At 50.4% G+C, this 20,971-nt stretch carries 20 protein-coding genes; 6 read left to right on the top strand and 14 right to left on the bottom strand.

Annotation, left to right across the window (positions count from 1 at the left end):
* Positions 1-21: 21 nt before the first annotated feature.
* Entirely contained in the window at positions 22-1,170 is a 1,149-nt protein-coding gene (gene tyrA / locus ACFFJP_RS06040; RefSeq protein ID WP_377241459.1) for a bifunctional chorismate mutase/prephenate dehydrogenase, read from the bottom strand.
* A gap of 8 nt (positions 1,171-1,178) precedes the next feature.
* Entirely contained in the window at positions 1,179-2,237 is a 1,059-nt protein-coding gene (locus ACFFJP_RS06035; RefSeq protein ID WP_377241457.1) for a 3-deoxy-7-phosphoheptulonate synthase, read from the bottom strand.
* Between the two features lie 365 nt (positions 2,238-2,602).
* Between ACFFJP_RS06035 and ACFFJP_RS06030 the strand changes: the two genes are divergently transcribed.
* A complete protein-coding gene (locus ACFFJP_RS06030; RefSeq protein WP_377241455.1) occupies positions 2,603-3,361 on the top strand; it encodes a substrate-binding periplasmic protein in 759 nt (252 codons plus the stop codon).
* 29 nt (positions 3,362-3,390) lie between these two features.
* Here ACFFJP_RS06030 and ACFFJP_RS06025 read toward each other — a convergent pair whose 3' ends face one another.
* The 6 genes from ACFFJP_RS06025 to ffh all read right to left on the bottom strand — a co-directional run bounded on the left by ACFFJP_RS06025 (position 3,391) and on the right by ffh (position 8,537).
* Entirely contained in the window at positions 3,391-4,617 is a 1,227-nt protein-coding gene (locus tag ACFFJP_RS06025; protein WP_377241453.1) for a threonine/serine exporter family protein, read from the bottom strand.
* Between the two features lie 252 nt (positions 4,618-4,869).
* A complete protein-coding gene (gene rplS / locus ACFFJP_RS06020; protein ID WP_208930711.1) occupies positions 4,870-5,229 on the bottom strand; it encodes a 50S ribosomal protein L19 in 360 nt (119 codons plus the stop codon).
* A 25-nt stretch (positions 5,230-5,254) separates the two neighbouring features.
* Positions 5,255-6,007 (bottom strand): tRNA (guanosine(37)-N1)-methyltransferase TrmD, encoded by a 753-nt coding sequence (gene trmD, locus ACFFJP_RS06015; RefSeq protein ID WP_377241451.1) that lies wholly within the window; start codon positions 6,005-6,007, stop codon positions 5,255-5,257.
* Positions 6,008-6,024: 17 nt separating this feature from the next.
* Positions 6,025-6,549, bottom strand: coding sequence for a ribosome maturation factor RimM (rimM, locus tag ACFFJP_RS06010; RefSeq protein WP_208930709.1), 525 nt, complete (start codon positions 6,547-6,549; stop codon positions 6,025-6,027).
* A gap of 28 nt (positions 6,550-6,577) precedes the next feature.
* Positions 6,578-6,829 (bottom strand): 30S ribosomal protein S16, encoded by a 252-nt coding sequence (gene rpsP / locus ACFFJP_RS06005; protein ID WP_208930708.1) that lies wholly within the window; start codon positions 6,827-6,829, stop codon positions 6,578-6,580.
* Between the two features lie 337 nt (positions 6,830-7,166).
* Positions 7,167-8,537 (bottom strand): signal recognition particle protein, encoded by a 1,371-nt coding sequence (gene ffh / locus ACFFJP_RS06000; protein ID WP_208930707.1) that lies wholly within the window; start codon positions 8,535-8,537, stop codon positions 7,167-7,169.
* A gap of 135 nt (positions 8,538-8,672) precedes the next feature.
* Between ffh and ACFFJP_RS05995 the strand changes: the two genes are divergently transcribed.
* Both ACFFJP_RS05995 and ACFFJP_RS05990 read left to right on the top strand, forming a co-directional pair.
* Complete coding sequence (locus ACFFJP_RS05995) at positions 8,673-9,470, top strand: cytochrome C assembly family protein (RefSeq protein WP_377241448.1); 798 nt, start codon at positions 8,673-8,675, stop codon at positions 9,468-9,470.
* 69 nt (positions 9,471-9,539) lie between these two features.
* The gene (locus ACFFJP_RS05990) at positions 9,540-10,808 is read left to right on the top strand and encodes an HlyC/CorC family transporter (protein WP_377241446.1); all 1,269 of its coding nucleotides are present in this window, start codon (positions 9,540-9,542) and stop codon (positions 10,806-10,808) included.
* A gap of 281 nt (positions 10,809-11,089) precedes the next feature.
* Here the strand turns inward: ACFFJP_RS05990 and gshA are convergent, their stop codons facing one another.
* Positions 11,090-12,685, bottom strand: a complete 1,596-nt coding sequence (gene gshA / locus ACFFJP_RS05985) for a glutamate--cysteine ligase (protein WP_377241444.1) — start codon at positions 12,683-12,685, stop codon at positions 11,090-11,092.
* A 114-nt stretch (positions 12,686-12,799) separates the two neighbouring features.
* Positions 12,800-13,243, bottom strand: a complete 444-nt coding sequence (locus tag ACFFJP_RS05980) for a CBS domain-containing protein (protein WP_377241442.1) — start codon at positions 13,241-13,243, stop codon at positions 12,800-12,802.
* Between the two features lie 156 nt (positions 13,244-13,399).
* Between ACFFJP_RS05980 and ACFFJP_RS05975 the strand changes: the two genes are divergently transcribed.
* Positions 13,400-13,867 (top strand): DUF4124 domain-containing protein, encoded by a 468-nt coding sequence (locus ACFFJP_RS05975; protein WP_377241440.1) that lies wholly within the window; start codon positions 13,400-13,402, stop codon positions 13,865-13,867.
* Positions 13,868-13,923: 56 nt separating this feature from the next.
* Here ACFFJP_RS05975 and clpB read toward each other — a convergent pair whose 3' ends face one another.
* The 3 genes from clpB to rluD form a co-directional block, all read right to left on the bottom strand.
* Complete coding sequence (gene clpB, locus ACFFJP_RS05970) at positions 13,924-16,509, bottom strand: ATP-dependent chaperone ClpB (RefSeq protein WP_377241438.1); 2,586 nt, start codon at positions 16,507-16,509, stop codon at positions 13,924-13,926.
* Between the two features lie 114 nt (positions 16,510-16,623).
* Positions 16,624-17,400: a peptidoglycan editing factor PgeF gene (gene pgeF, locus ACFFJP_RS05965; RefSeq protein WP_377241436.1), complete on the bottom strand. Its 777-nt coding sequence runs from the start codon at positions 17,398-17,400 to the stop codon at positions 16,624-16,626.
* Complete coding sequence (rluD, locus tag ACFFJP_RS05960; RefSeq protein ID WP_377241434.1) at positions 17,400-18,374, bottom strand: 23S rRNA pseudouridine(1911/1915/1917) synthase RluD; 975 nt, start codon at positions 18,372-18,374, stop codon at positions 17,400-17,402. Before rluD ends, pgeF begins: the two co-directional genes overlap by 1 nt.
* Positions 18,375-18,499: 125 nt before the next feature.
* Here rluD and ACFFJP_RS05955 point away from each other — a divergent pair, with 125 nt between their 5' ends.
* Positions 18,500-19,249 (top strand): outer membrane protein assembly factor BamD, encoded by a 750-nt coding sequence (locus ACFFJP_RS05955; RefSeq protein ID WP_377241432.1) that lies wholly within the window; start codon positions 18,500-18,502, stop codon positions 19,247-19,249.
* Positions 19,250-19,309: 60 nt separating this feature from the next.
* On the opposite strand, the gene radA is transcribed toward ACFFJP_RS05955, so the two are convergent.
* On the bottom strand, positions 19,310-20,674 hold the full coding sequence (radA, locus tag ACFFJP_RS05950; RefSeq protein ID WP_377241430.1) for a DNA repair protein RadA: 1,365 nt from the start codon (positions 20,672-20,674) through the stop codon (positions 19,310-19,312).
* A 94-nt stretch (positions 20,675-20,768) separates the two neighbouring features.
* Here radA and ACFFJP_RS05945 point away from each other — a divergent pair.
* On the top strand, positions 20,769-20,971 hold a 203-nt coding region (locus ACFFJP_RS05945; protein WP_377243382.1), incomplete at its 3' end, for a hypothetical protein.

Genomic DNA, 20,971 nt, shown 5'->3' with positions numbered 1-20,971 from the left:
ACCAGTTACAACAGCGCAGGCTTAACTGCGCTCATCCGCAGCCTTTTGCAGCAAACGCCGGCTTTCCTGCAAGAACTGGCTGGCAAGCGGTCCAAAAAATTCCTGACCTTTGGCAAATTCCGCCATCAACCCGGCTTTGTCGCGCGCCGCCAATAAATGCGATAACTGATTGAACCTATGCTGATAACGCTGCAATAGGCCGGTAACAGCAACTGAGCTCAGCATAATGTCGGCATAGAGTTCGGCATTTTGTGCAAACAGCCGCCCCACCATCGCCAATTCCAAGCGGTAAATTGGCGAACTCAGTTCTAACAGTTGCGGCAAATCAGCATGCTCTTCTGCCAGATGCACACCATAAACCAGCGAACTAAAATGGCGCATGGCCTGAATTAACTGCATCAGTTCATCATGTTGCCGGGCATCTTTCTCAGTGAGTACGGCGCCCCAAACACTGAACTGCTGTAACAGCCATTGATATTGCTCTGTCCCGCGACCATGACATACGACAACCACTTGTTTTACGATATTACTGATGTCCGGGCCAAACATTGGATGCAAGCCAATCACAGGACCTGAGTGCTGCTGCAACATGGCAGCTAATGGGGCGGCTTTGATACTGGTAATATCGGCAAGTACACAATCAGCGGGTAGCTTTGGCAGCATCGCAATGACTTGATCCGTGACGGCGATAGGCACCGCCAGTAATACCAGCGCAGCGTCAGCACAAATCTCTGCCGCTTGCGGCCAGTCAGTTTGTTCCAGCACAGACACAGCAAAACCTGAGCGTTGAAACAAACTAACAAAGCGCCGACCCAGTGCACCGCGACCACCGACTATAACGACTTTACCACCGCCTTCACGACAGCAGACAAAGCCAGTTTCCTGCGTAGAATAAGACTCACGCATTACCCGGCGCAGCACGTCTTCCACCAGCTCTGGTGATACGCCCAGCGTTTCGGCTTGCGCACGACGCGCTTCCAGCAGTGCTTTTTCCCGCTCCGGCACATACAGAGGTAAAGCATATTGTTGCTTGACCTGACCGACCTGCGCCGTGACTTTGGCCCGAGCAGCCAAAAGTTGCACCAGCTGTGTGTCAATCGCATCTATTTGTTGTCGCAGCGGCGCCAGTTCTGCCGCTGATGCCGCTTGGGCTGAAGTTGAAATGGTCATAAGTAGCCTCAGGCAGCCTGACAAACACCTAACATTTGATGGTGCAGACCCGCAAGCAGTTGTGCCGTTGTGGCCCAGTCGATACAGGCATCAGTGACTGACACACCATAAAGCTCTGCTTTGCCATTCTCGATATTCTGCTTACCACCACAAATATTACTTTCCAGCATCAGACCAATAATGGCGTCATTCCCCATTACGCGCTGCGCCACCACAGCTTCAGCGACCAGTGGCTGGCGGTTATGGTCTTTGTTCGAGTTACCATGACTGCAGTCAACCACAATCCCACGCGGTAACTGATGTTTGTCGAGCACAGCAACTGCAGCATTGATGCTGTCCGCATCATAGTTTGGTTTGCTACCGCCACGCAGAATGATATGTCCGTCCGGATTGCCGGCAGTCTGTACTAAGGCGACTTCGCCACGCTGATTGATGCCGATGAAACTGTGCGGACTGGCAGCAGACTGCAGCGCATTTAACGCGATGTTTAAATTGCCGTCAGTGCCATTTTTAAATCCAACCGGCATCGATAGACCACTGGCCATTTCGCGATGGGTTTGACTTTCCACAGTTCTGGCGCCAATTGCGGCCCATGAGACTAAATCCGACAGGTATTGCGGGCTAATCGGGTCCAATGCCTCAGTCGCTGTTGGCAATTGCATATCGACTAATTTCAGCAATAACTCGCGCCCGCGGGTCAGCCCGGTTTCAAGATCAAATGAGTCATTTAAATGCGGATCATTGATATAACCTTTCCAGCCAACAGTTGTACGTGGTTTTTCAAAATAGACTCGCATCACGATGTACAGACTGTCGGCGTACTGCAACTGCAGGGCTTTCAGTCTTTCGGCGTAATCAATCGCCGCAACCGGATCATGGATCGAACAGGGCCCGGTGATCACCAACAATCGTTTATCCCGACCGTGCACAATATCGGCGATCTCCCGGCGCGATTGCTGAACAAACAATGCCCCTTGTTCTGATAATGGCAGCGCTTTTTTCAGCACCAACGGTGGACTCAATGGCTTTTCCGCCAGAATACGTAGATCGTCAACTATTTTGCTCATCGTGCTCGCTCCTTTACTCTGCCGAAGTTCAAGTCAATGCGACTGAGCTGGCTTGAACTTACAGTGTACATTTATATATACACTCCGTATTTTAATAATTACAAATTGCCGACATATTAAAAAGCACATGAGTTGATGTCAATGGGAAAAGTCAACAAATATGGCCATCACAACAACACTTCAAGCTAAAGGCTATTTGTACACATTTAATTACACACTAAGTCACTGAGATCGATCATATGGCTAGAGACACTACCATTCTCAGGATCTAACCTGCCCAGCGAACATTTTCCAACCAATGCTTGCCTGACCCGCACGAGCTGTTTACAGTTAGGATCCCAGAACTTCAAAGGTGTAGCAGCCGCGTGCGTAAAATACGAATCTGCAGCAGTATTACTTTGCTACTGATGCTGGCCCCGGTGTCTGGTGCAGAGATCCGGGTATTGACAGAACATCTGCCACCTTTTCAGATTGATTCAGCAGGCGCTGCGACTGGCTTTGCAACGGATGTAGTAAGACAAACATTCAAGGATGCCGGGATTTCTTATCAGATTGAGTTTCAGTCTTGGAGCCGTGCTTACCAATTGGCTTTGCGTGACCCCAACACTTGTATTTTCTCTATTTCTAAAAGCAAAGAACGACAAGCGCTGTTTCAGTGGATTGGCGAGCTGTCGTATAACACAACCGCAATATACGGCCTGACGAGTCGCACGGACATCGTACTGAAGTCACTGGAGCAGGCTAAGAGCTATGTCATTGCGGTAACACGGGACGATGTCACCCATCACTATTTATTGCAGCACGGTTTTGAAGAAGGGAAAAACCTGTACGTTCTGGAGAATGTCTCGAGCATGTTGAATGTGCTGACCAGCCGACGTCAGGGCATCGATCTTGTCATCATTAATGAAACCATTCTGAAGTATCGTGCGATTGAATCTGGCCTGACGCCAGCTGAGTTTCGTAAACTGCTGGTATTACCTGATTTGCCGCTGGATTTTCATCTGGCCTGCAGTCTGAAAACACCAGCAGCGATCGTGGCGCGATTGCGCAGCAGCCTGCAGGGCATTAAAACGGATGGCCGTTTTGATAAAATCGTGACCGGCTGGTCAGAACGTCTGCACTAAGTTAGAACGTCTGTACAAAGGCAGAACGTCTACAAGCTTTTCTTCGGTGGCAAGGCCACATTTGCAAAGATAAAACCTGCAACTAAAGACATGAAAATCAAAAATGTTTGTTGGCCGATATGGTCGGTTGGCACCATATGTTCACCCGAGATAAAACTATTGAGGCCAATATAAGTTTTACTGCCTGGCACCAGTACGATCATGCCTTGCAACGATACGATACTGGCAGGCGCGTTCATCAATCGGGTAAACAAATTGCCATACACGCCAACGGCAAAAGCACCGACAAAAGCGCCCAATGCTAAATCAAGATAGATCCCACCAAGCTGACTGGCACCATAAGCGATAAAGCCAGACATCAGGCCCCAGCTGATATGTTTGCGCCGGGCGCGAAAAACGATCACCAGGGATCCACACAAAATGGCAACCGCAAGCCATGCCGTCCAGGCTTCAACCGCCTGCGTCGGCACATAATCGACTTTACCAAACAGGCGTTCGCCCAGGGCCATGCCGAGAAAGGCGCCAAAATACAATTTAAACAGGATCATGACGGCATCCATGATCCTGGCCGTGCCGGACACCAAATGCCGGGCAGCGGTTTCAGCAAAACCAAGTGTCAGTGCAAGCCCGGGAATAAACACGATAATCGCCGATAACACGACGATGGGAATGTTAATTCGTGGGTCGATATAGGCAGCAAGTGCTGTGGCGCCTAAGGCCGAACTCATCGCCACCAGAGGCTCCAGCATGTGCGTAACCCGGCGGCTTTTTTCAGCCCAAAGTACAAATAAATAGACGATTAAGCTCAGACCAGTGGCATAAGCCACATCGAGCCAGCTGGCGCGCATCAGCATGGCAAAAGCACCACCAGCGGCACCATAAGCGAAAAAAGTCGCCCAACGTGAGTATGGGTTCGGCATCACCGCAATAGTATTCAGGCGCTCAGTCGCTTCCTGCAAAGTCATCTGATGCTTCAGTACAGCATCCACTACTTCGTCTGCGCGCGACAAAGAGCCTAAATCCAGATCGCCAGGCATCACCCGGGCAACATGAGTGTATTCGTTATCTTCACCCGGAACCCAAATAACAAATGTAAGCACCGTTGGGGTAATCGCAAAAGAAGCACCAATATTGAGATCTTTGGCCACGTCCTGCAGGTGCGCTTCAAGTCTGTATGCTGGTGTGCCGAACTTATGCAGCATCTTGCCAAGCTTGACGATAAACTTTCTTTTTTCATTGAAATCAGAAGATTGCACTGGATTGTCCTTGTGGCACGGCTACTGGCATACAGTTTGTTCATTCCATACTAACAGTGCAGAGTGACAAAACAAGGGATTAGACTAAGGCGATGATTTAATTGCTGTACTTTTAGTCGCTAGCTTGAATTTTCGGTAAAACGGACAATGAAGAGCCAAGCAGCTCAGGAATTCATTTGGGACAACTACCTAGGACATCACAGGGCGTGATGAGGCATAAAAAAAGGCTGCCCGGGGGCAGCCTTCAAGTGCTTAGTTAAGCTTTTCGCGGATACGCGCTGATTTACCTGAACGATCGCGTAAGAAGTAAAGCTTGGCACGGCGTACTGCACCACGACGTTTCAGCGTGATGCTGTCAATCATTGGGCTGTGCGTTTGGAATACACGCTCAACACCTTCACCGTTCGAAATTTTACGAACTGTGAACGCTGAGTGTAAACCACGGTTACGTTTGGCAATAACAACGCCTTCGTAAGCCTGCAGACGAGTTTTATCGCCTTCTTTAACTTTAACTTGAACAATCACAGTGTCACCTGGACCGAAAGCTGGAACGTCTGTTTTCAGCTGTTCGTTTTCAAGTTCTTTGATGATGTTTTGGCTAACTTTGCTCATAACAATCTCACTTTACCTGGATAAACTATCGTTGCTGCAACGCCTGGTGTTCCGATTGGAACTCTTCCAGAAGTTTGCGTTGCTCCTTAGTCAGAGCCAGGACATTTAACAATTCCGGACGCCGAAGCCATGTTCTCCCGAGAGACTGCTTCAAACGCCAGCGTCTGATGTTTTCATGGTGTCCGCTGAGTAGTACAGCGGGAACCTGTTTGCCGTCTAACACTTCTGGTCTGGTATAGTGCGGACAATCCAGCAATCCGGAGGCAAACGAATCCTCAACTGCTGACATGTCATGCCCCAGTACGCCAGGTACTAGTCGCGATACCGCATCAATCAGCGTCATCGCAGGCAATTCGCCCCCACTCAGCACGTAATCGCCGATTGACCATTCTTCGTCAATTTCCGACTCTATTACGCGTTCATCAATCCCTTCGTAGCGACCTGCTACCAGCAACAGCTTCGGACGTTTCGCCAGTTCAGCGACCCCTGCCTGATCTAACTTACGACCTTGCGGCGATAAGTAGATGGTATGGACCCCTTCCCCTGCGGCAGCTTTGGCGGCGCGAATTGCGTCGGACAACGGCTGCACCATCATCAACATACCTGGACCGCCACCAAAAGGTCTGTCGTCCACAGTGTTATGTCTATCCGAGGTAAAATCCCGCGGATTCCAGCACTGTAAATCAATCAGGCCATTTTTGACTGCCCGGCTGGTCACACCATATTTTGTGATTGCCTCGAACATCTGCGGAAACAGGGTAATCACCCCAAACCACATGTTGTACTGTCCGGACATTAAAAATCTGGGTCCCAGTCGACGATGATTCGTCCTTGCGCTTTATCCACAGTTTTGATGACAGAATCAGTCAAAAATGGAATCAAACGCTCTTTCTTACCAAATGCATCGGTCCGGTTTGCCTTCACGACGAGAACGTCGTTTGAGCCCGTTTCCATGATGTCATCCACTACGCCTAAGTCATAACCGGCTTCGTTTACCACGGTCAGACCCATCAGGTCTTTCCAGTAAAAGTCACCGTCATCAAGCGCGGGCAGACTAGTCTGAGTCACAGCGATTTCCGCATTCACGAAAACTTGTGCCTGATCCCGGTCACTGACACCTTCCAGTTTGACGATTAAGCCATTGCTATGGCGTTTCCAACTGGAGATTTGCACTGGCTGCCATTTGCCCTGAGATTGGATCTGCCAGGGTGTGTAATCAAAAATCCCTTCCGGGATATCTGTGTAGGAAATTACTTTTAGCCACCCGTTGATGCCGTAAACGGCGCCAAACTTACCTAAGACAACTAAATCTTTACCCATCAAGGTCAATTCCTACCCAGTTTGCTAATTAAGCAGCAGCTTTTTTAGCAGCTTTTACCAGTGACGCAACGCGATCGCTCAGAGATGCACCTTGTGCAACCCAGTGATCAACGCGGTCCAGGTCGATGCGCGCTTTCTCTTCAGAACCGCCAGCGATTGGGTTAAAGAAACCCACGCGCTCAATGAAGCGGCCATCACGAGCAAAACGGCTGTCAGCGACCACAACTTGGTAAAATGGACGCTTTTTCGCGCCACCACGTTGTAAACGAATAGTTACCATACCGTCCTCTATTTCAATCGTTCAGGTTTTTGTAAATCAAAATCCCCGCGGTCAGGCCGCAGGGACGCCGAATTGTACTCGCTTTTCATTGTAATGCAAGGAATTTCAGGCTTTGCAGCGGGTTATCAGGCCAGCATTACCGGTGGATTACTCTGTGGATAAGCTCTTGACAAGCTGTTGGGACAAGCGCTGAGGATACTGTGCGGTTCGCAAGGATCCTGCGTGAAATTCGCTGCTGAAGTCAGGCGTTTACTAAAGCGACACCGTAATTGCAAAGGCTGTAATTGTAAAAAAGCCACTGCGATGCAATGGCCTCCTGAACAAGTCTGTCAGCAGATTAACGTCCGCCGCCCGGTAAACCTGGCGGTAATTTGCCGCCCATCGCCCGCATCATTTTCATCATGCCGCCTTTGCCACTCATTTGTTTCATCATTTTTTGCATCTGAGTGAATTGCTTCAGCAACTGATTGACGTCCTGCACTAGGGTGCCAGATCCGGCCGCGATACGTTTTTTCCGCGAGCCTTTGATTAAATCCGGGAACTGGCGTTCTTTTGGCGTCATCGAGTTAATGATGGCTTCCATTTTATTGAAGCTTTTATTATTGATCTGATCTTTAGCACCAGCCGGCAGATTCTTCATTCCTGGTAATTTGTCCAGCATCGACATCATACCGCCCATACTGCGCATTTGTACCAACTGGTCACGGAAATCTTCCAGACTGAAACCCTGCCCCTTCATCATCTTCGCCGCGACTTTAGCAGCCTGATCACGGTCAACTTTTTGCTCGAGCTCTTCAATCAAACTGAGCACATCGCCCATGCCAAGAATTCGCGATGCGATCCGATCCGGATGGAATGGCTCCAAGGCATCGGTTTTTTCGCCCATACCGATAAACTTAATCGGCTTACCAGTGATGTGACGGATTGATAAAGCTGCACCACCGCGGGCATCACCGTCAGCTTTGGTCAGGATCACACCGGTCAGAGGCAACGCTTCGTTAAAGGCTTTCGCAGTGTTCGCAGCATCCTGACCGGTCATCGCATCGACAACAAACAGCGTTTCAATTGGTTTGATCGCCGCGTGTAACGCTTTGATCTCATCCATCATTTCACTGTCGACGTGCAGACGGCCCGCGGTGTCGACCAAAAGGATGTCGTAGAAACCTAATTTAGCCGCGCTGATAGCCGCATTGGCGATATCCACCGGTTTTTGCGAAATGTCACTGGGGAAAAATTCAACCCCAACATCTTTTGCCAGCGTTTCCAGCTGTTTGATGGCCGCAGGGCGATATACGTCCGCCGATACCACCATAACTTTTTTCTTTTTACGTTCTTTTAAGAACTTGGCCAGTTTCGCCACTGAAGTGGTTTTACCTGCGCCCTGTAGGCCTGCCATCAATACTACAGCAGGTGGTTGCGTATTCAGGGTCAGCTCTTCATTGGCTTCCCCCATCGCCTCTTCCAGCGCCTTTTTGACGATTTTGAGAAATTCCTGACCAGGTGTCAGACTTTTACTGACTTCAAGGCCTACCGAGCGCTCTTTCACCTGATTGACGAAATCACGCACGACTGGCAACGCCACGTCTGCTTCCAGCAGTGCCATGCGTACTTCACGCAAGGTTTCCTTGATGTTGTCTTCGGTCAGGCGGCCACGGCCACTGATGTTTTTCAGCGTTCGGGTCAAGCGATCCGACAAATTCTCAAACATGGTCAAATCCGGTTCTGTCAAAAATGACGGCGATTATAACAAAGCAGGGGCAAGGCGTCAGCCTCAGGCTCTGTCATTCTGTCGCCTCTTCCCATACAATGCAGAAAAATATGCATTCAAATTGGAATTATTTGCATGTCGGCCGCATTCTTGCCTGTACTCGCCCTGCTTTGTTACCTGGTTGCTGCTGTGATTGTGTCGCAGCGGCTTTATCACGCTGATGGGCCACGCCTGAAACTGCTGTTTTCAGTCGCCATTGCCGGTGTTGTCATGCATATGCTGGGGCTAAGCCAGAGTTTGTTCACCGCCGAAGGCCAAAATTTCAGCCTGCTGAATGTCAGTTCACTAGTGTGCTGGCTCATCACCGCAGCTTTTACAGTCACCGCGTTGCGTACCCCAATTTTATTATTGTTACCTATCGTTTACGGCTTCGCCGCTATGGTGCAGCTGGCTGTCATTCTGCTGCCCGATGCCGTGCAAATACAGCATTTTGAACATAGCCCATGGTTGCTTACTCACATTATGGTGGCGTTTATTGCCTACGTAATCCTGATTATGGCGACCTTGTATTCATTTCAGGTCAGTCTGATCAGTCAACGGCTGAAGCAGCGAACTCCGCTGCCAAGTGGTACCGTCCTTCCGCCTTTGATGCAGGCCGAACAACTTCTGTTCCGGCTGATTTTATTAGGCACTGTTCTGCTGGGCATTACTGTGTTCAGTGGTGCGGTATTTGGCCAAGATTGGTTTGCCCGCCATAACATTCATAAAAACGTACTGAGTACACTTGGATTTATCGTCTTTGGCGTGTTGTTAGCAGGTCATCGGCTAGCAGGTTGGCGCGGTCGGATCGCCAACGGCCTCACGATGACCGGTAGCTTGTTACTGACTTTGGCCTACTTTGGCAGCCGCTTTGTGCGCGAAGTGCTGCTGTAGTCTGACTTGACGCTGTGTCTGATTTCGCATATTAATTGAAGCTGAACGGCAACACAGGCATATTCCGACTTGGACGCAATCTCTACCGGCACGCTGCTTCTAATTCTGGCGTTTCTGGTGCTCTGCTCTGCTTATTTCTCCGCAACTGAAACTGCGATGATGTCGGTAAACCCCTACCGGCTGAAGCATTTATTAAACGAAAACCACCCTGGCGCACAGCGCACGCATGCCTTATTGCAACGGCGAGATCGCCTAATTGGCCTGATTCTGGTGGGTAATAATCTGGTGAATATCGCCGCGTCCGCAATAGGTACGGTGATCGGTATGCGCCTGTACGGCGACTATGGCATTGCCATCGCCACCGCGGCACTGACTCTCATTATTCTGATTTTCGGTGAAGTTACGCCAAAAACGCTGGGAGCATTGCACCCGGAACGCGTGGCTTTTCCCAGTAGTTTGCTTCTGAAACCACTGATGAAAGTGCTATATCCGGTGGTCTGGCTAATGAATCGGATCTGTAACGGTATTTTAGGCTGGTTTGGCGTCAGTGCGGAACAACATAAGGGACATAGTCTGAGTAGTGAAGAACTACGGACAGTAGTCCATGAAGCCAGTGCCATATTACCAGGACAGCACCAGAGCATGCTGGTTGGTGTACTAGACCTTGAGAAAGCCACTGTCGAAGACATCATGGTGCCGCGCAACGAACTGGTTGGCATCGATATCAACGACGAATGGAAAGATATCCTGCACCAGCTGTCCATCACCCAGCATAGCCGTATTTTGCTATACCGGGACAGTGTCGACGATGCCCTCGGTTTTTTACACACGCGAGACATTATGCGCCTGGTGCTGAAAGAGCAGCTGAATAAAGCCAGCTTGCTACGTGCCGTGCATGATATCTACTTCATTCCCGAGGGTACCAGTCTGAACACCCAGTTGGTGAAGTTCCAGCACTCGAAAGAGCGCATCGGCTTAGTGGTCGATGAATTCGGCGATATACAAGGACTGGTCACGCTGGAAGATATTCTGGAAGAAGTTGTTGGCGAATTCACCACTGATATCGCAGAAGCAAACAGTGAAGAGATCCGACCGCAACCAGATGGCTCTTTTCTGGTCGAAGGCAGTATCAACTTGCGCGATCTGAACCGCGAGTTACATCTGAACTTTCCCACTGACGGTCCTAAAACCTTTAACGGGCTGGTGCTGGAATATCTGGAAGACATCCCGCAATCAAACCTCAGTTTGAAATTGCTGGGCTATCCGTTGGAGATCGTCGAAGTGCAGGATAATATGATTAAACTGGTTCGACTTTATCCGCACCTGAAACAAGATTAAACCAGTTAAAAAATTCTGAAAAAGCAAAGGCTTGTAAATTAATTAAAAAAATCACAAATTTTTCTGAACTTTCTTTTACCGACTTCGTCTGACTATTTGAAAGGATTCTGCCAAGTTTTTGTTTTCATCCCTGGATTCTCCCTATCCTTAGTTTTACGGCCACTGATGTGGCCGTTTTTTTTGCCTGTAGCATCGTGCGGAGCAAGCCCATGCGGACAACCAGACGATAAAAAGCCCGCATCTCTGCAGGCTCAGGGCACTTCAATGAAACATGACGCCGGCTAACAGGGTTTCTCAGCGAAATACTGTTGCAGGTACTCATCAAAACCTACGGTGTCAGCAGCTTCAATCTGTTGCTGTTCTGTTAGTGAATCTGCTGCCATCTGCAGGAGTTCTGCCTGCTGATAATGTTGATAATCACCAGCTAGTAACTGCTGACGATACAGATCGGCCAGTTGCAGATTGACCTTACCGTTATCCTGTTGATTTGCCTGTAACATGGCCAGCATTTTGCCCGATGGTGTCCGCGCTGGATCCAATAAGCTCAGATAATACTGCTTCAAAATACCTTGGTAAGATCGGGCCGGGTCGTCGGCGCTTTGATAAGCGTCATCCAGCCATGTCGCCACTGGTGACAACTCAGCAAAAATTTCTTCTGCCCAATCCTGCATCAGCCGCGGCTGGCCATCCTGATCTAGTTCCAGATTCAGTCGGCGGCCATCGGTTACGACCTTTTTCAGATTCCGCTCCGTGACAGCCTGCGCCTGCGCATCTTGTTCCGGGCTTTCTTCAAGCAGACAGTACAACAAAAATAAATCGAGAAAGCGCATCTGCTCTGCGGTGATCCCGACAGCACTGAACGGGTTTACATCCAGCGCACGCACTTCGATGTATTCGACGCCGCGTTTGGCCAAAGCACAAGTTGGCCGCTCACCGCTTTTGATTGTCCGTTTTGGCCGGATGGTCGAATAGAACTCGTTTTCAATTTGCAGGATATTGCTATTTAGTTGCTGGTGTTCGCCCGCATTTCCTTGTCCTATTGCCTGATATTCAGCCGACGGAGTCGTGATCGCCTGATGCAGCCCACGGATGTATTCCGGCAGATTGTTATAGGTAATGGCCAGACTGGACTGTGCGCTGTTGGTATAACCCAGATCACTCATCCGCAGCGAGGTGGCGTATGGCAGATACAAAGTTCCACTGCCTAATGTCTGGAAACTGTATTTACTTTGCCGACCCTGCAGAAATGATTTACACATCGCAGGTGACGCACCAAACAGATACACAATCAGCCAAACATAGCGCTTATAGTTGCGGATCAGATGCAGGTACTGCGCAGAGATAAATTCCTGCAGCGGTTGCGTATCACCCAGCATTTGCTGATAGTGCTGCCAGAAGGCTTCTGGGATTGAGAAATTAAAATGCACCCCGCTAATGGCCTGCATCATGCTGCCGTAACGGTTCTTCAAGCCTTGGCGGTACAGCGTTTTCATTTTGCCAACATTTGATTCGCCATAATAGGCCAGCCGGATCTCGTCCTGATGCGCAATATAACAAGGCATACTGCCGGCACCGAGCCGCTCGTCGCCTAATTGACGCATGGCAAAACGGTGAATATCGGTCAGCTGGGCTAGTGTTGTTTCAATGCTGGTCGTTGCCGGCGTAATAAACTCCAGCAAGGATTCGGAAAAATCAGTGGTGATCAGCGGATGCGTTAATGCCGAGCCCAGCGCCGGCGGGTGATCCTGCTGTGATAAGGTTCCGTCTGGTTTGATCCGTAAAGTTTCGCGTTCAATACCGCGGCGAATACCAGTGATGTCGTTGCGCCAAGGCGCAGTGCGCAATGCGGCGATACGGGAGGTAAACAGCTGACTCAATTGCAGTCCTTATCGGGTGATCAAAGCACCCTTTAGTGTGAAAACGCGGCAGCAAGGCGCGGTCCGGATCCCTATCATTGGGGAGGCGAGCACAAAAAACAAGGGAAGTTCTATCTATTCCTCTTCTTCCTGTTGTCTTCGTCTGGACTGCTGGCGTTGAACAACTAACCGCATAATATCTTTCCAGGACACAATACCCAGCAGCTTATGTTGTTGATTTGTCACCAGTAAACAACTGATGTTGCGTTCTATCAATAGAGTTGCGGCCTGGATCACCGAGGTATCCGGCCCTATGCAGACCACTGGGCTTGTCATGATCGAACGCACTTTCCGACCTTGCGCAAAAAGTTCTGCAGTGTGTTCGGAGGCGGAATCGACGACCGGACTCATCGCTTTATAAAAATCTTTGACCGACACAATGCCAACCACCCGTTGCATACTGTCGACTACAGGCACATGTTGGTAATGTGCTTCGGTAAATATGCCGCGCAGGCTGGCCAGAGTTGCTTCCGTATGTGTCACAACCACTTTTCTCGACATAATGACGTCTATGGACATTGCGCGCCTCCGGTCAATTTCATTTATGAATCATTACTCTACCATTTGCAGCTGTCGAATCGCAAAGTGCATCAGGTCAACGACAATTGCCCGTTAGCAGCAGCTGGGAATTCAGGTACACTGGGAGAAAGAACAGATTTTGGCTAGGAGTTCCCGATGAATGTTGCTTTGGGTTGTCGCTTGCTGTGTGCTGCACTGCTGACGTTCACCGTCAACGCGCAAGAGTATTATCGCTGGCACGACAATAGCGGCCAGCTACATGTCAGTCAGACGCCTCCGTCTGCCGGTATTGACTACGAAATTGTCGATACTCAAGCAAAATCAGCAGTGACAAAAGTGAAAGCCACAGCCGTTGCAGCACCAGCAAAACCGCTGGATGCCAAACAAATCAAAGCGTTAAACCAACAGGTTGAGCAGGTCAATCAGCAACTGAAGCAACAAAACTGTCAGCAGGCACGAACGAATAAACAACGGCTGACGGCAGAAGCACCTGTATCCATAACCAATGCTGAAGGCGCAGAAGTTGCTTTAACAACGGAAATGCGGGCAGAGCAATTGGTGGTCACTGAACAACATATTCGTGAATTTTGCCAGCCAGACACTCCGGCCCCTAGCAAAAAATAGCACATCACACCGCCGCGCTGATTAGTGCGCTGCGGTGTGTTTGTTCAGAGCAGTACTCAGTTCAGTGGCTGGCTGCTGATAATGAATTTATCTGCAGCAACATCGATGCGGATTAAGCTGTTTGGCGGGATATCACCGCGCAACAGACTTTGCGCCAACGCGTTTTCGACATATTGCTGCACAGCCCGTTTTAGCGGCCTTGCACCAAACACCGGGTCAAACCCCACAGCAGCGATTTGGTCCAACGCCGCTTCTGACACTTCCAGACCATATTGCCGTTCAGCCAGTCGTTGGCGTAACCGGTTCAGCTGAATGCCAGCAATGTTTTTGATCTGTGCATGATCCAGCGGATGGAACACGACGGTTTCATCGACCCGATTTAAAAACTCGGGTCTGAATTGCTGTGTCAGCACCTGCATCAACATGCTCTTCATCTGGTCATAACTTTGCTCGGCATAGTGCTCCTGGATAAGATCAGAACCAAGGTTCGACGTCATAATGATGACCGTATTCTTAAAATCGACGGTACGGCCCTGACCATCGGTCAGCCGGCCATCATCCAGCACTTGCAACAAGATGTTAAACACATCCGGGTGGGCTTTTTCCACTTCATCCAATAACACCACTGAATAAGGCCGGCGCCGAACGGCTTCGGTCAGATAACCGCCTTCTTCATAACCGACATATCCCGGCGGTGCACCGACCAGACGTGACACCGCGTGTTTCTCCATAAATTCAGACATATCAATGCGGATCAGCGCATCTTCACTGTCAAACAGGAAGTTAGCCAGTGCTTTGGTCAGCTCGGTTTTCCCCACACCGGTTGGCCCCAAAAATAAGAAAGACCCAATTGGTTTATTCGGATCAGACAACCCGGCGCGAGAGCGTCGAATAGCATTCGATACTGCCGCCACCGCTTCAACTTGACCGATGACGCGGCGCGCCAGCGCTTCTTCCATTCTGAGAAGTTTGTCACGCTCACCTTCGAGCATTTTGCTGACCGGGATGCCGGTCGCTTTTGACAGCACTTCAGCAATTTCCTGCTCCGTCACTTTGTTACGCAGCAGTTTCATTTCATGCATTTCAGCCTGCGCGGCCAAATCCAGCCGTTTTTCCAACGCTGGGATCCGTTCATATTTCAGTTGCGACATCCGGTTTAAATCACCGGCACGCCGCGCTACTTCCATATCAAGCCGCGCCTGTTCCAGATCGGCTTTGATACTTTGCGTGCCTTGTAATGCAGCTTTTTCTGAGCTCCAGACCTCGTCCAATTCGTTGTATTTGGCGTCCAGCTCACGGATTTGTTCCAGAATAAAATCACGGCGTTTTTTACTGGCGTCGTCGGTTTCTTTTGACAGCGCATTGTCTTCCAGCTTCAGCTGAATGATACGTCGCTCCAGCCGGTCCAGCTCTTCGGGTTTGGAATCCATCTGCATCCGGATGCTGGAAGCCGCTTCGTCAATTAAATCAATGGCTTTGTCGGGCAATTGCCGATCTGCCACATAACGATGTGACAACATGGCCGCAGCAACTATCGCCGGATCTGTGATATCGACACCGTGGTGCAACTCATAACGCTCTTTCAGACCACGTAAAATGGCGATGGTGTCCTCAACCGATGGCTCTTCCACCAGTACTTTTTGAAAACGCCGCTCCAGCGCCGCGTCTTTTTCGATGTATTTGCGGTATTCATCCAGCGTGGTTGCGCCTAAACAGTGCAGTTCACCGCGCGCTAACGCCGGTTTTAACATATTGCCGGCATCCATTGCGCCATCGGCTTTACCGGCGCCGACCATGGTATGAATTTCATCGATAAACAGAATGACACGGCCTTCTTCTTTGGCCAGTTCACTCAGTACCGCTTTTAGCCGCTCTTCAAACTCGCCGCGATATTTGGCGCCAGCCAGCAACGCCCCCAAATCCAGCGACAGCACCCGTTTGTCTTTTAAACCTTCCGGCACTTCTTTATTGATAATGCGCAGCGCCAGCCCTTCAACAATGGCGGTCTTACCTACCCCGGGTTCACCGATCAGCACCGGATTATTTTTGGTGCGGCGTTGCAGCACTTGAATACAACGGCGGATCTCTTCGTCCCGGCCAATCACCGGGTCGAGTTTGCCGGCTTCGGCGCGGGCGGTCAGGTCAATGGTGTATTTATTCAGCGCCTGACGTGTATCTTCAGCGTTTGGATCATCGACTTTCTGGCCAGCGCGCATTTGCTCGATAGCTTTTTCCAACGCGTCTTTACTGACGCCAAGGCTTTTTAATAAAGCACCGAGTTCAGCTTTGTCATCACAGGCCGCCAGCACAAACAATTCGCTGGAAATAAATTGGTCTTTGCGTTTTTGCGCCAGTTTGTCGCATAAATTCAATAAGTTAATCATGCTAGCCGAAAGCTGCAGATTACCTTCGGTGCCTTCAACTTTGGGTAACCGTTCAATCGCCTGCGATATTTTTGAGCGCAGGTCATGCAGATTGACGCCCATTTTGCTTAGCAGATCACGCACTGAGCCGCCTTCCTGATTCAGCAAAGCGTGCATCAGATGCACAGGCTCAATAAACTGATGGTCGCGGCCAAGCGCCAGCGACTGAGCTGTTGCGATGGCCTCCTGAAACTTGCTGGTAAAGCGATCTAAACGCATTGGTATACTCCCATCTTAAAACCTTGTTATGACATAGATGGGGAACGGCTGCTGCTTTTTCAAGCGTTGGCCGTCAAAAAATTGACTTATGTCAAAAAACTATAGGGAATGGGCTCAAATAGCGGCGGTTAACCAAATCAAACTGGCTTGGCGGCCGGTCTGACCGTCACGTCGATACGAGTAAAACCGCTGCGGATCAGCAACAGTACAATAGTCACCGCCATAAATAGCGCTGACACCTGCAGCCTGCAGCCGCTGTCTGGCCAGCAGATAAATGTCTGCCAGATATTTACCGGGGTTGATTGAGGGCACAAAAGCAGCTGCGGCTTGCGGATCTTTGGCCACAAACGCAGCACGTACTTCGCTGCCGACTTCAAAATTGGTCGGGCCTATTGCAGGCCCAAGCCAAGCCAGCACTTCGGCGGGCTTAGGAAAATGCTGAAGTGTCGCTTCCAGCACACCGTCACACAGGCCACGCCAGCCGGCATGCGCTGCTGCAACTTTGTTGCCTTGACGGTCACAAAACAACACCGGCAGACAATCAGCCGTCATCACAACGGCTGCAAGCCCAGGTATAGAAGTAACACTGGCATCCGCATCAGTCAGCTGACCTTGCCATAGATCTAAATCCAGCACCGCGATGCCATGCACTTGATTGAGCCAGGCTGGTTGCTGGGGCAAATCACAGTATTGCTGTAGCAACTGGCGATTTGCTAATACCGCATCCGCCAGATCACCAACATGCGTACCGAGATTCAGCCCGGCATAAATACCGGCCGAGCTACCAAACTGAGACTGCGCCGCCAATCCACGATTGGTTGAAAGCGCCCGAACATGTGCCGGCGCCGGCCAGTCTGGTAACAGAAAATCCGGCGCGTCTAACCGCTGCATCAGCTGTTGTCCATGCCGTGCAGTAAGGTGTCGTTCCGCAGAGCGACCGTCAGCTCAACCATATCGTCTGGTACCGGCGCATGCCATTCCAGCAACTCAAGCGTAATTGGATGCGCAAAGCGTAACATCGCGGCATGCAGCGCCTGGCGGCGGAATGCGCGTAGCACCACTAATAAGCTTTCATCTGCTTTGCGTGGCGGACGCGGCCGGCCGGCGTATACCGGATCACCAACTAACGGATAGTTGATGTATGTCATGTGGACACGAATTTGGTGGGTACGCCCTGTTTCCAGACGCAGACGCAACCGGGTGTGATTACGGAACTTTTCCATCACGCGGTAATGGGTGACCGCTGGTTTACCACTAGAGGTAACCGCCATGTGCGTGCGTTTGGTTGGATGACGGCCAATCGGCTCATCTACCATGCCGCCCGCAGTCATCGAACCATGCACGATTGCTTCATACTCGCGGGTGATCTCGCGGTTTTGCATCATCTCAACTAAGTGGGTCTGTGCCGGGATGGTTTTCGCCACCACCATCAAGCCGGTAGTGTCTTTGTCGAGGCGGTGAATAATACCGGCGCGTGGCACTTCGCCGATGCCTGGGCAATGGTGTAATAAAGCATTTAGCAACGTACCATCGTGATTGCCGGCGCCCGGGTGGACCACCAGTCCCGCCGGTTTGTTGATCACCAGAATATGTTCATCTTCATAAACGATATTCAGGTCAATCGGTTCGGCTTCAAACCGCTCGTCTTCTTCAATCTCGGCATTGATCACAATATGTTCGCCGCCGAGTAATTTTTCCCGCGGTGTGTCACACAGGCGGTTGTTGACGTTGACCCAGCCGGCCAGGATCCACTCTTTTATCCGCGAACGCGAATAATCGGGGAACATTTCGGCCAGAACCTGATCCAAGCGTTTACCGTAAAGATGATCAGGTACTGTTTCTGTAAGTTTTATCTGTTTTGTCATGTCGGAACCGGTTATCCTCTGTGCATCACTGCACGCTCTGGGGTAGAATCGAAACTATTCTGCCTATTTTAACGATTTTATGCAGGACTAGACAGCCAAAGGCTGCAGTCTGAGTGGGTTTTTTAATGAAAGTGAAATTTTTCGCAGTTTTTGCAGTCGCCGCACTGCTGACCGGTTGTGCCGGCAACAAGCCAGCTGATGAGCTGGTGAACACCAATCAAACCGCCCAACAATCTTATAATGAAGCAAAAGCTGTATTAGATTCAGGACTTTACAGTCGCGCTATCGAATTACTCAAAGGGATGGAAAGTCGCTATCCATTTGGTCCGATGGCCCGCCAAGTGCAATTGGACCTGATTTTCGCCTACAACCAGTCAGGCGATATAAAACAGTCGCTGGCCAGTATTGATCGCTTTATTCGCCTCAATCCAAACCATCCAGACCTGGATTATGTGTATTACATGCGCGGCGTCAGCAATCTGCAGTCCGATGAGAACTCATTTCAGGAATTTTTTGGCATTGACCGCGCTGACCGTGACATCGCCAGTACGAAACAGGCGTTTGACGATTTTAAAATCCTGACCAGTACTTATCCGAACAGTAAATATGCTGCGGCTGCCAAAACGCAGATGATTGTGATCAAAGAAAAACTGGTTCGCCACGAACTGCTGATCGCCGATTATTACAGCCGCCGTGGCGCCCATTTAGCCGCTGCCAACCGCGCACGTTTTGTGCTGGAAACTTATCGCGATTCTCCGCTGGTGCCGCAGGCGTTAGCACTGATGGTAAAAAGTTATGATGAGTTAGGTCTGACCAAACTGCGTGACGACGCCAAAGCGGTGTTGCAGCTGAACTTCCCGAACCAACAAAGCTAAATACCTTCTTGCTGAAAAAGGCCACTCATGTGGCCTTTTTGCTATGCAAGTAAAAAAGCCTCAGAGTGCTTCCAGTGCATCGCTGAGTTTATTCACGCCAATCACCTGCATGCCTTCCAACGGCTCTTTTGGCACGTTGCTATGTGGCACTATGGCGCGGCGAAAACCATGTTTGGCCGCCTCACGCAGTCGTTCCTGGCCACTGGGCACCGGCCGGATCTCACCGGATAGCCCCACTTCGCCGAACACCACCAAATCCATTGGCAGCGGTTTATTGCGAAAACTGGACACCAGCGCCAGCAAAGTGGCGAGGTCCGCACCAGTTTCACCGACACGGACCCCACCAACTACGTTGACAAAAACATCCTGATCAGCCATCTGAATACCGGCATGGCGGTGCATCACCGCCAGCAACATCGACAGCCGGTTTTGCTCCATCCCCACCGCCACCCGGCGTGGATTATTCAGCGGGGAATAGTCCACCAAGCCCTGAATTTCGACCAACAGTGGTCTGGTGCCTTCCCATAACACCATCACCAGCGAACCCGGCGCTTCTTCTTTACCCCGACTTAAAAAAATTGCTGACGGGTTTTTCACTTCTTTCATGCCCTGACCGGTCATCGCGAACACGCCCAGTTCATTGACTGCACCAAACCGATTTTTATTGCCGCGCAGCGTGCGGTAACGGCTGTCACTATCCCCATCAAACATCACAGAACAATCGATACAATGTTCCAGCACTTTAGGCCCGGCTAAAGATCCATCTTTCGTGACATGCCCGACCATAATGACGGCAATTTGATGCTGTTTGGCAAAGCGCGTCAGGTACGCTGCACTTTCACGCACCTGCGACACACTGCCCGGCGCCGACTGAATATCGGCCATTTGCATCACCTGAATCGAATCGATGACGATAATGCGTGGTTTCTCCTGCAATGCCAGCTCACAAATGGTCTCGACCTGGGTTTCAGCCAGCATTTTTAACTGATTGGTCGGCAGTCCCAACCGGTTCGCCCGCATAGCGACTTGCTGCAGTGATTCTTCCCCGGTGACATAGAGCGCCGGCCCGGTTGATGCCAGATAACACATGATCTGTAGCAATAAAGTACTTTTACCGGCGCCGGGATGACCGCCGATCAAAATCGCCGACCCAGGCACGATACCGCCGCCAAGCACCCGATCAAACTCGGCAAAACCAGAGCTGAAGCGCGGCACTTCCTGCAAATCTACCTGATCGAGCCGAATCACTTTGGCAACAGTTGCACCGGCATAACCACCAGCGCTACCGCGACTGCCTTTGGCTGGCGCCGTCATTCTTACTTCACTGATGGTGTTCCAGGCGCCACACTCTGTACACTGGCCTTGCCAGCGTACAAAATCGGCGCCACATTCGTTACAGACATAAGCAGTCTTAGTTTTTGCCATCTTTGGCCTCAAAGTGATTGATAGGCATAATAATTGCTTTTATTGTATCGATATTAACACAGACCGTCGCAGTCAGACGGCACTACAGGGCAGAATGACAACACAGGATCTCCTCCCTTATCAGGGCATTATTGAGCGATTAAAACCCTTGCTGAACTCCAATGAGTTCAGCGAGGTTTTCGCCATTTTGACGCAGGAGATCCCGAAGCCCAAACAATTCCTGTTAAAAATGGAGCTGAAACGGCTCGGTCAGCCCTGTAATTACTACATCGATTTACGCGGTCGGGTCGACGGCGA

Source organism: Rheinheimera tilapiae (genome assembly GCF_042432165.1).
GTDB lineage: Bacteria > Pseudomonadota > Gammaproteobacteria > Enterobacterales > Alteromonadaceae > Pararheinheimera > Pararheinheimera tilapiae.
The sequence above is the reverse complement of the archived record's forward strand: the minus strand, read 5'-3'. Positions and strand labels throughout refer to the sequence as shown.

Coding starts and splice junctions, on each gene's coding strand:
- ACFFJP_RS05995 (WP_377241448.1), top strand. CDS start 8,673: ATGTCGGCCGCATTCTTGCCTGTACTCGCCCTGCTTTGTTACCTGGTT.
- rplS (WP_208930711.1), bottom strand. CDS start 5,229: ATGAGCAAAGTTAGCCAAAACATCATCAAAGAACTTGAAAACGAACAG.
- rluD (WP_377241434.1), bottom strand. CDS start 18,374: ATGACAAAACAGATAAAACTTACAGAAACAGTACCTGATCATCTTTAC.
- ACFFJP_RS05975 (WP_377241440.1), top strand. CDS start 13,400: ATGAATGTTGCTTTGGGTTGTCGCTTGCTGTGTGCTGCACTGCTGACG.
- radA (WP_377241430.1), bottom strand. CDS start 20,674: ATGGCAAAAACTAAGACTGCTTATGTCTGTAACGAATGTGGCGCCGAT.
- rimM (WP_208930709.1), bottom strand. CDS start 6,549: ATGGGTAAAGATTTAGTTGTCTTAGGTAAGTTTGGCGCCGTTTACGGC.
- tyrA (WP_377241459.1), bottom strand. CDS start 1,170: ATGACCATTTCAACTTCAGCCCAAGCGGCATCAGCGGCAGAACTGGCG.
- ACFFJP_RS05980 (WP_377241442.1), bottom strand. CDS start 13,243: ATGTCCATAGACGTCATTATGTCGAGAAAAGTGGTTGTGACACATACG.
- ACFFJP_RS06035 (WP_377241457.1), bottom strand. CDS start 2,237: ATGAGCAAAATAGTTGACGATCTACGTATTCTGGCGGAAAAGCCATTG.
- clpB (WP_377241438.1), bottom strand. CDS start 16,509: ATGCGTTTAGATCGCTTTACCAGCAAGTTTCAGGAGGCCATCGCAACA.
- pgeF (WP_377241436.1), bottom strand. CDS start 17,400: ATGCAGCGGTTAGACGCGCCGGATTTTCTGTTACCAGACTGGCCGGCG.
- rpsP (WP_208930708.1), bottom strand. CDS start 6,829: ATGGTAACTATTCGTTTACAACGTGGTGGCGCGAAAAAGCGTCCATTT.
- ACFFJP_RS05955 (WP_377241432.1), top strand. CDS start 18,500: ATGAAAGTGAAATTTTTCGCAGTTTTTGCAGTCGCCGCACTGCTGACC.
- ffh (WP_208930707.1), bottom strand. CDS start 8,537: ATGTTTGAGAATTTGTCGGATCGCTTGACCCGAACGCTGAAAAACATC.
- trmD (WP_377241451.1), bottom strand. CDS start 6,007: ATGTGGTTTGGGGTGATTACCCTGTTTCCGCAGATGTTCGAGGCAATC.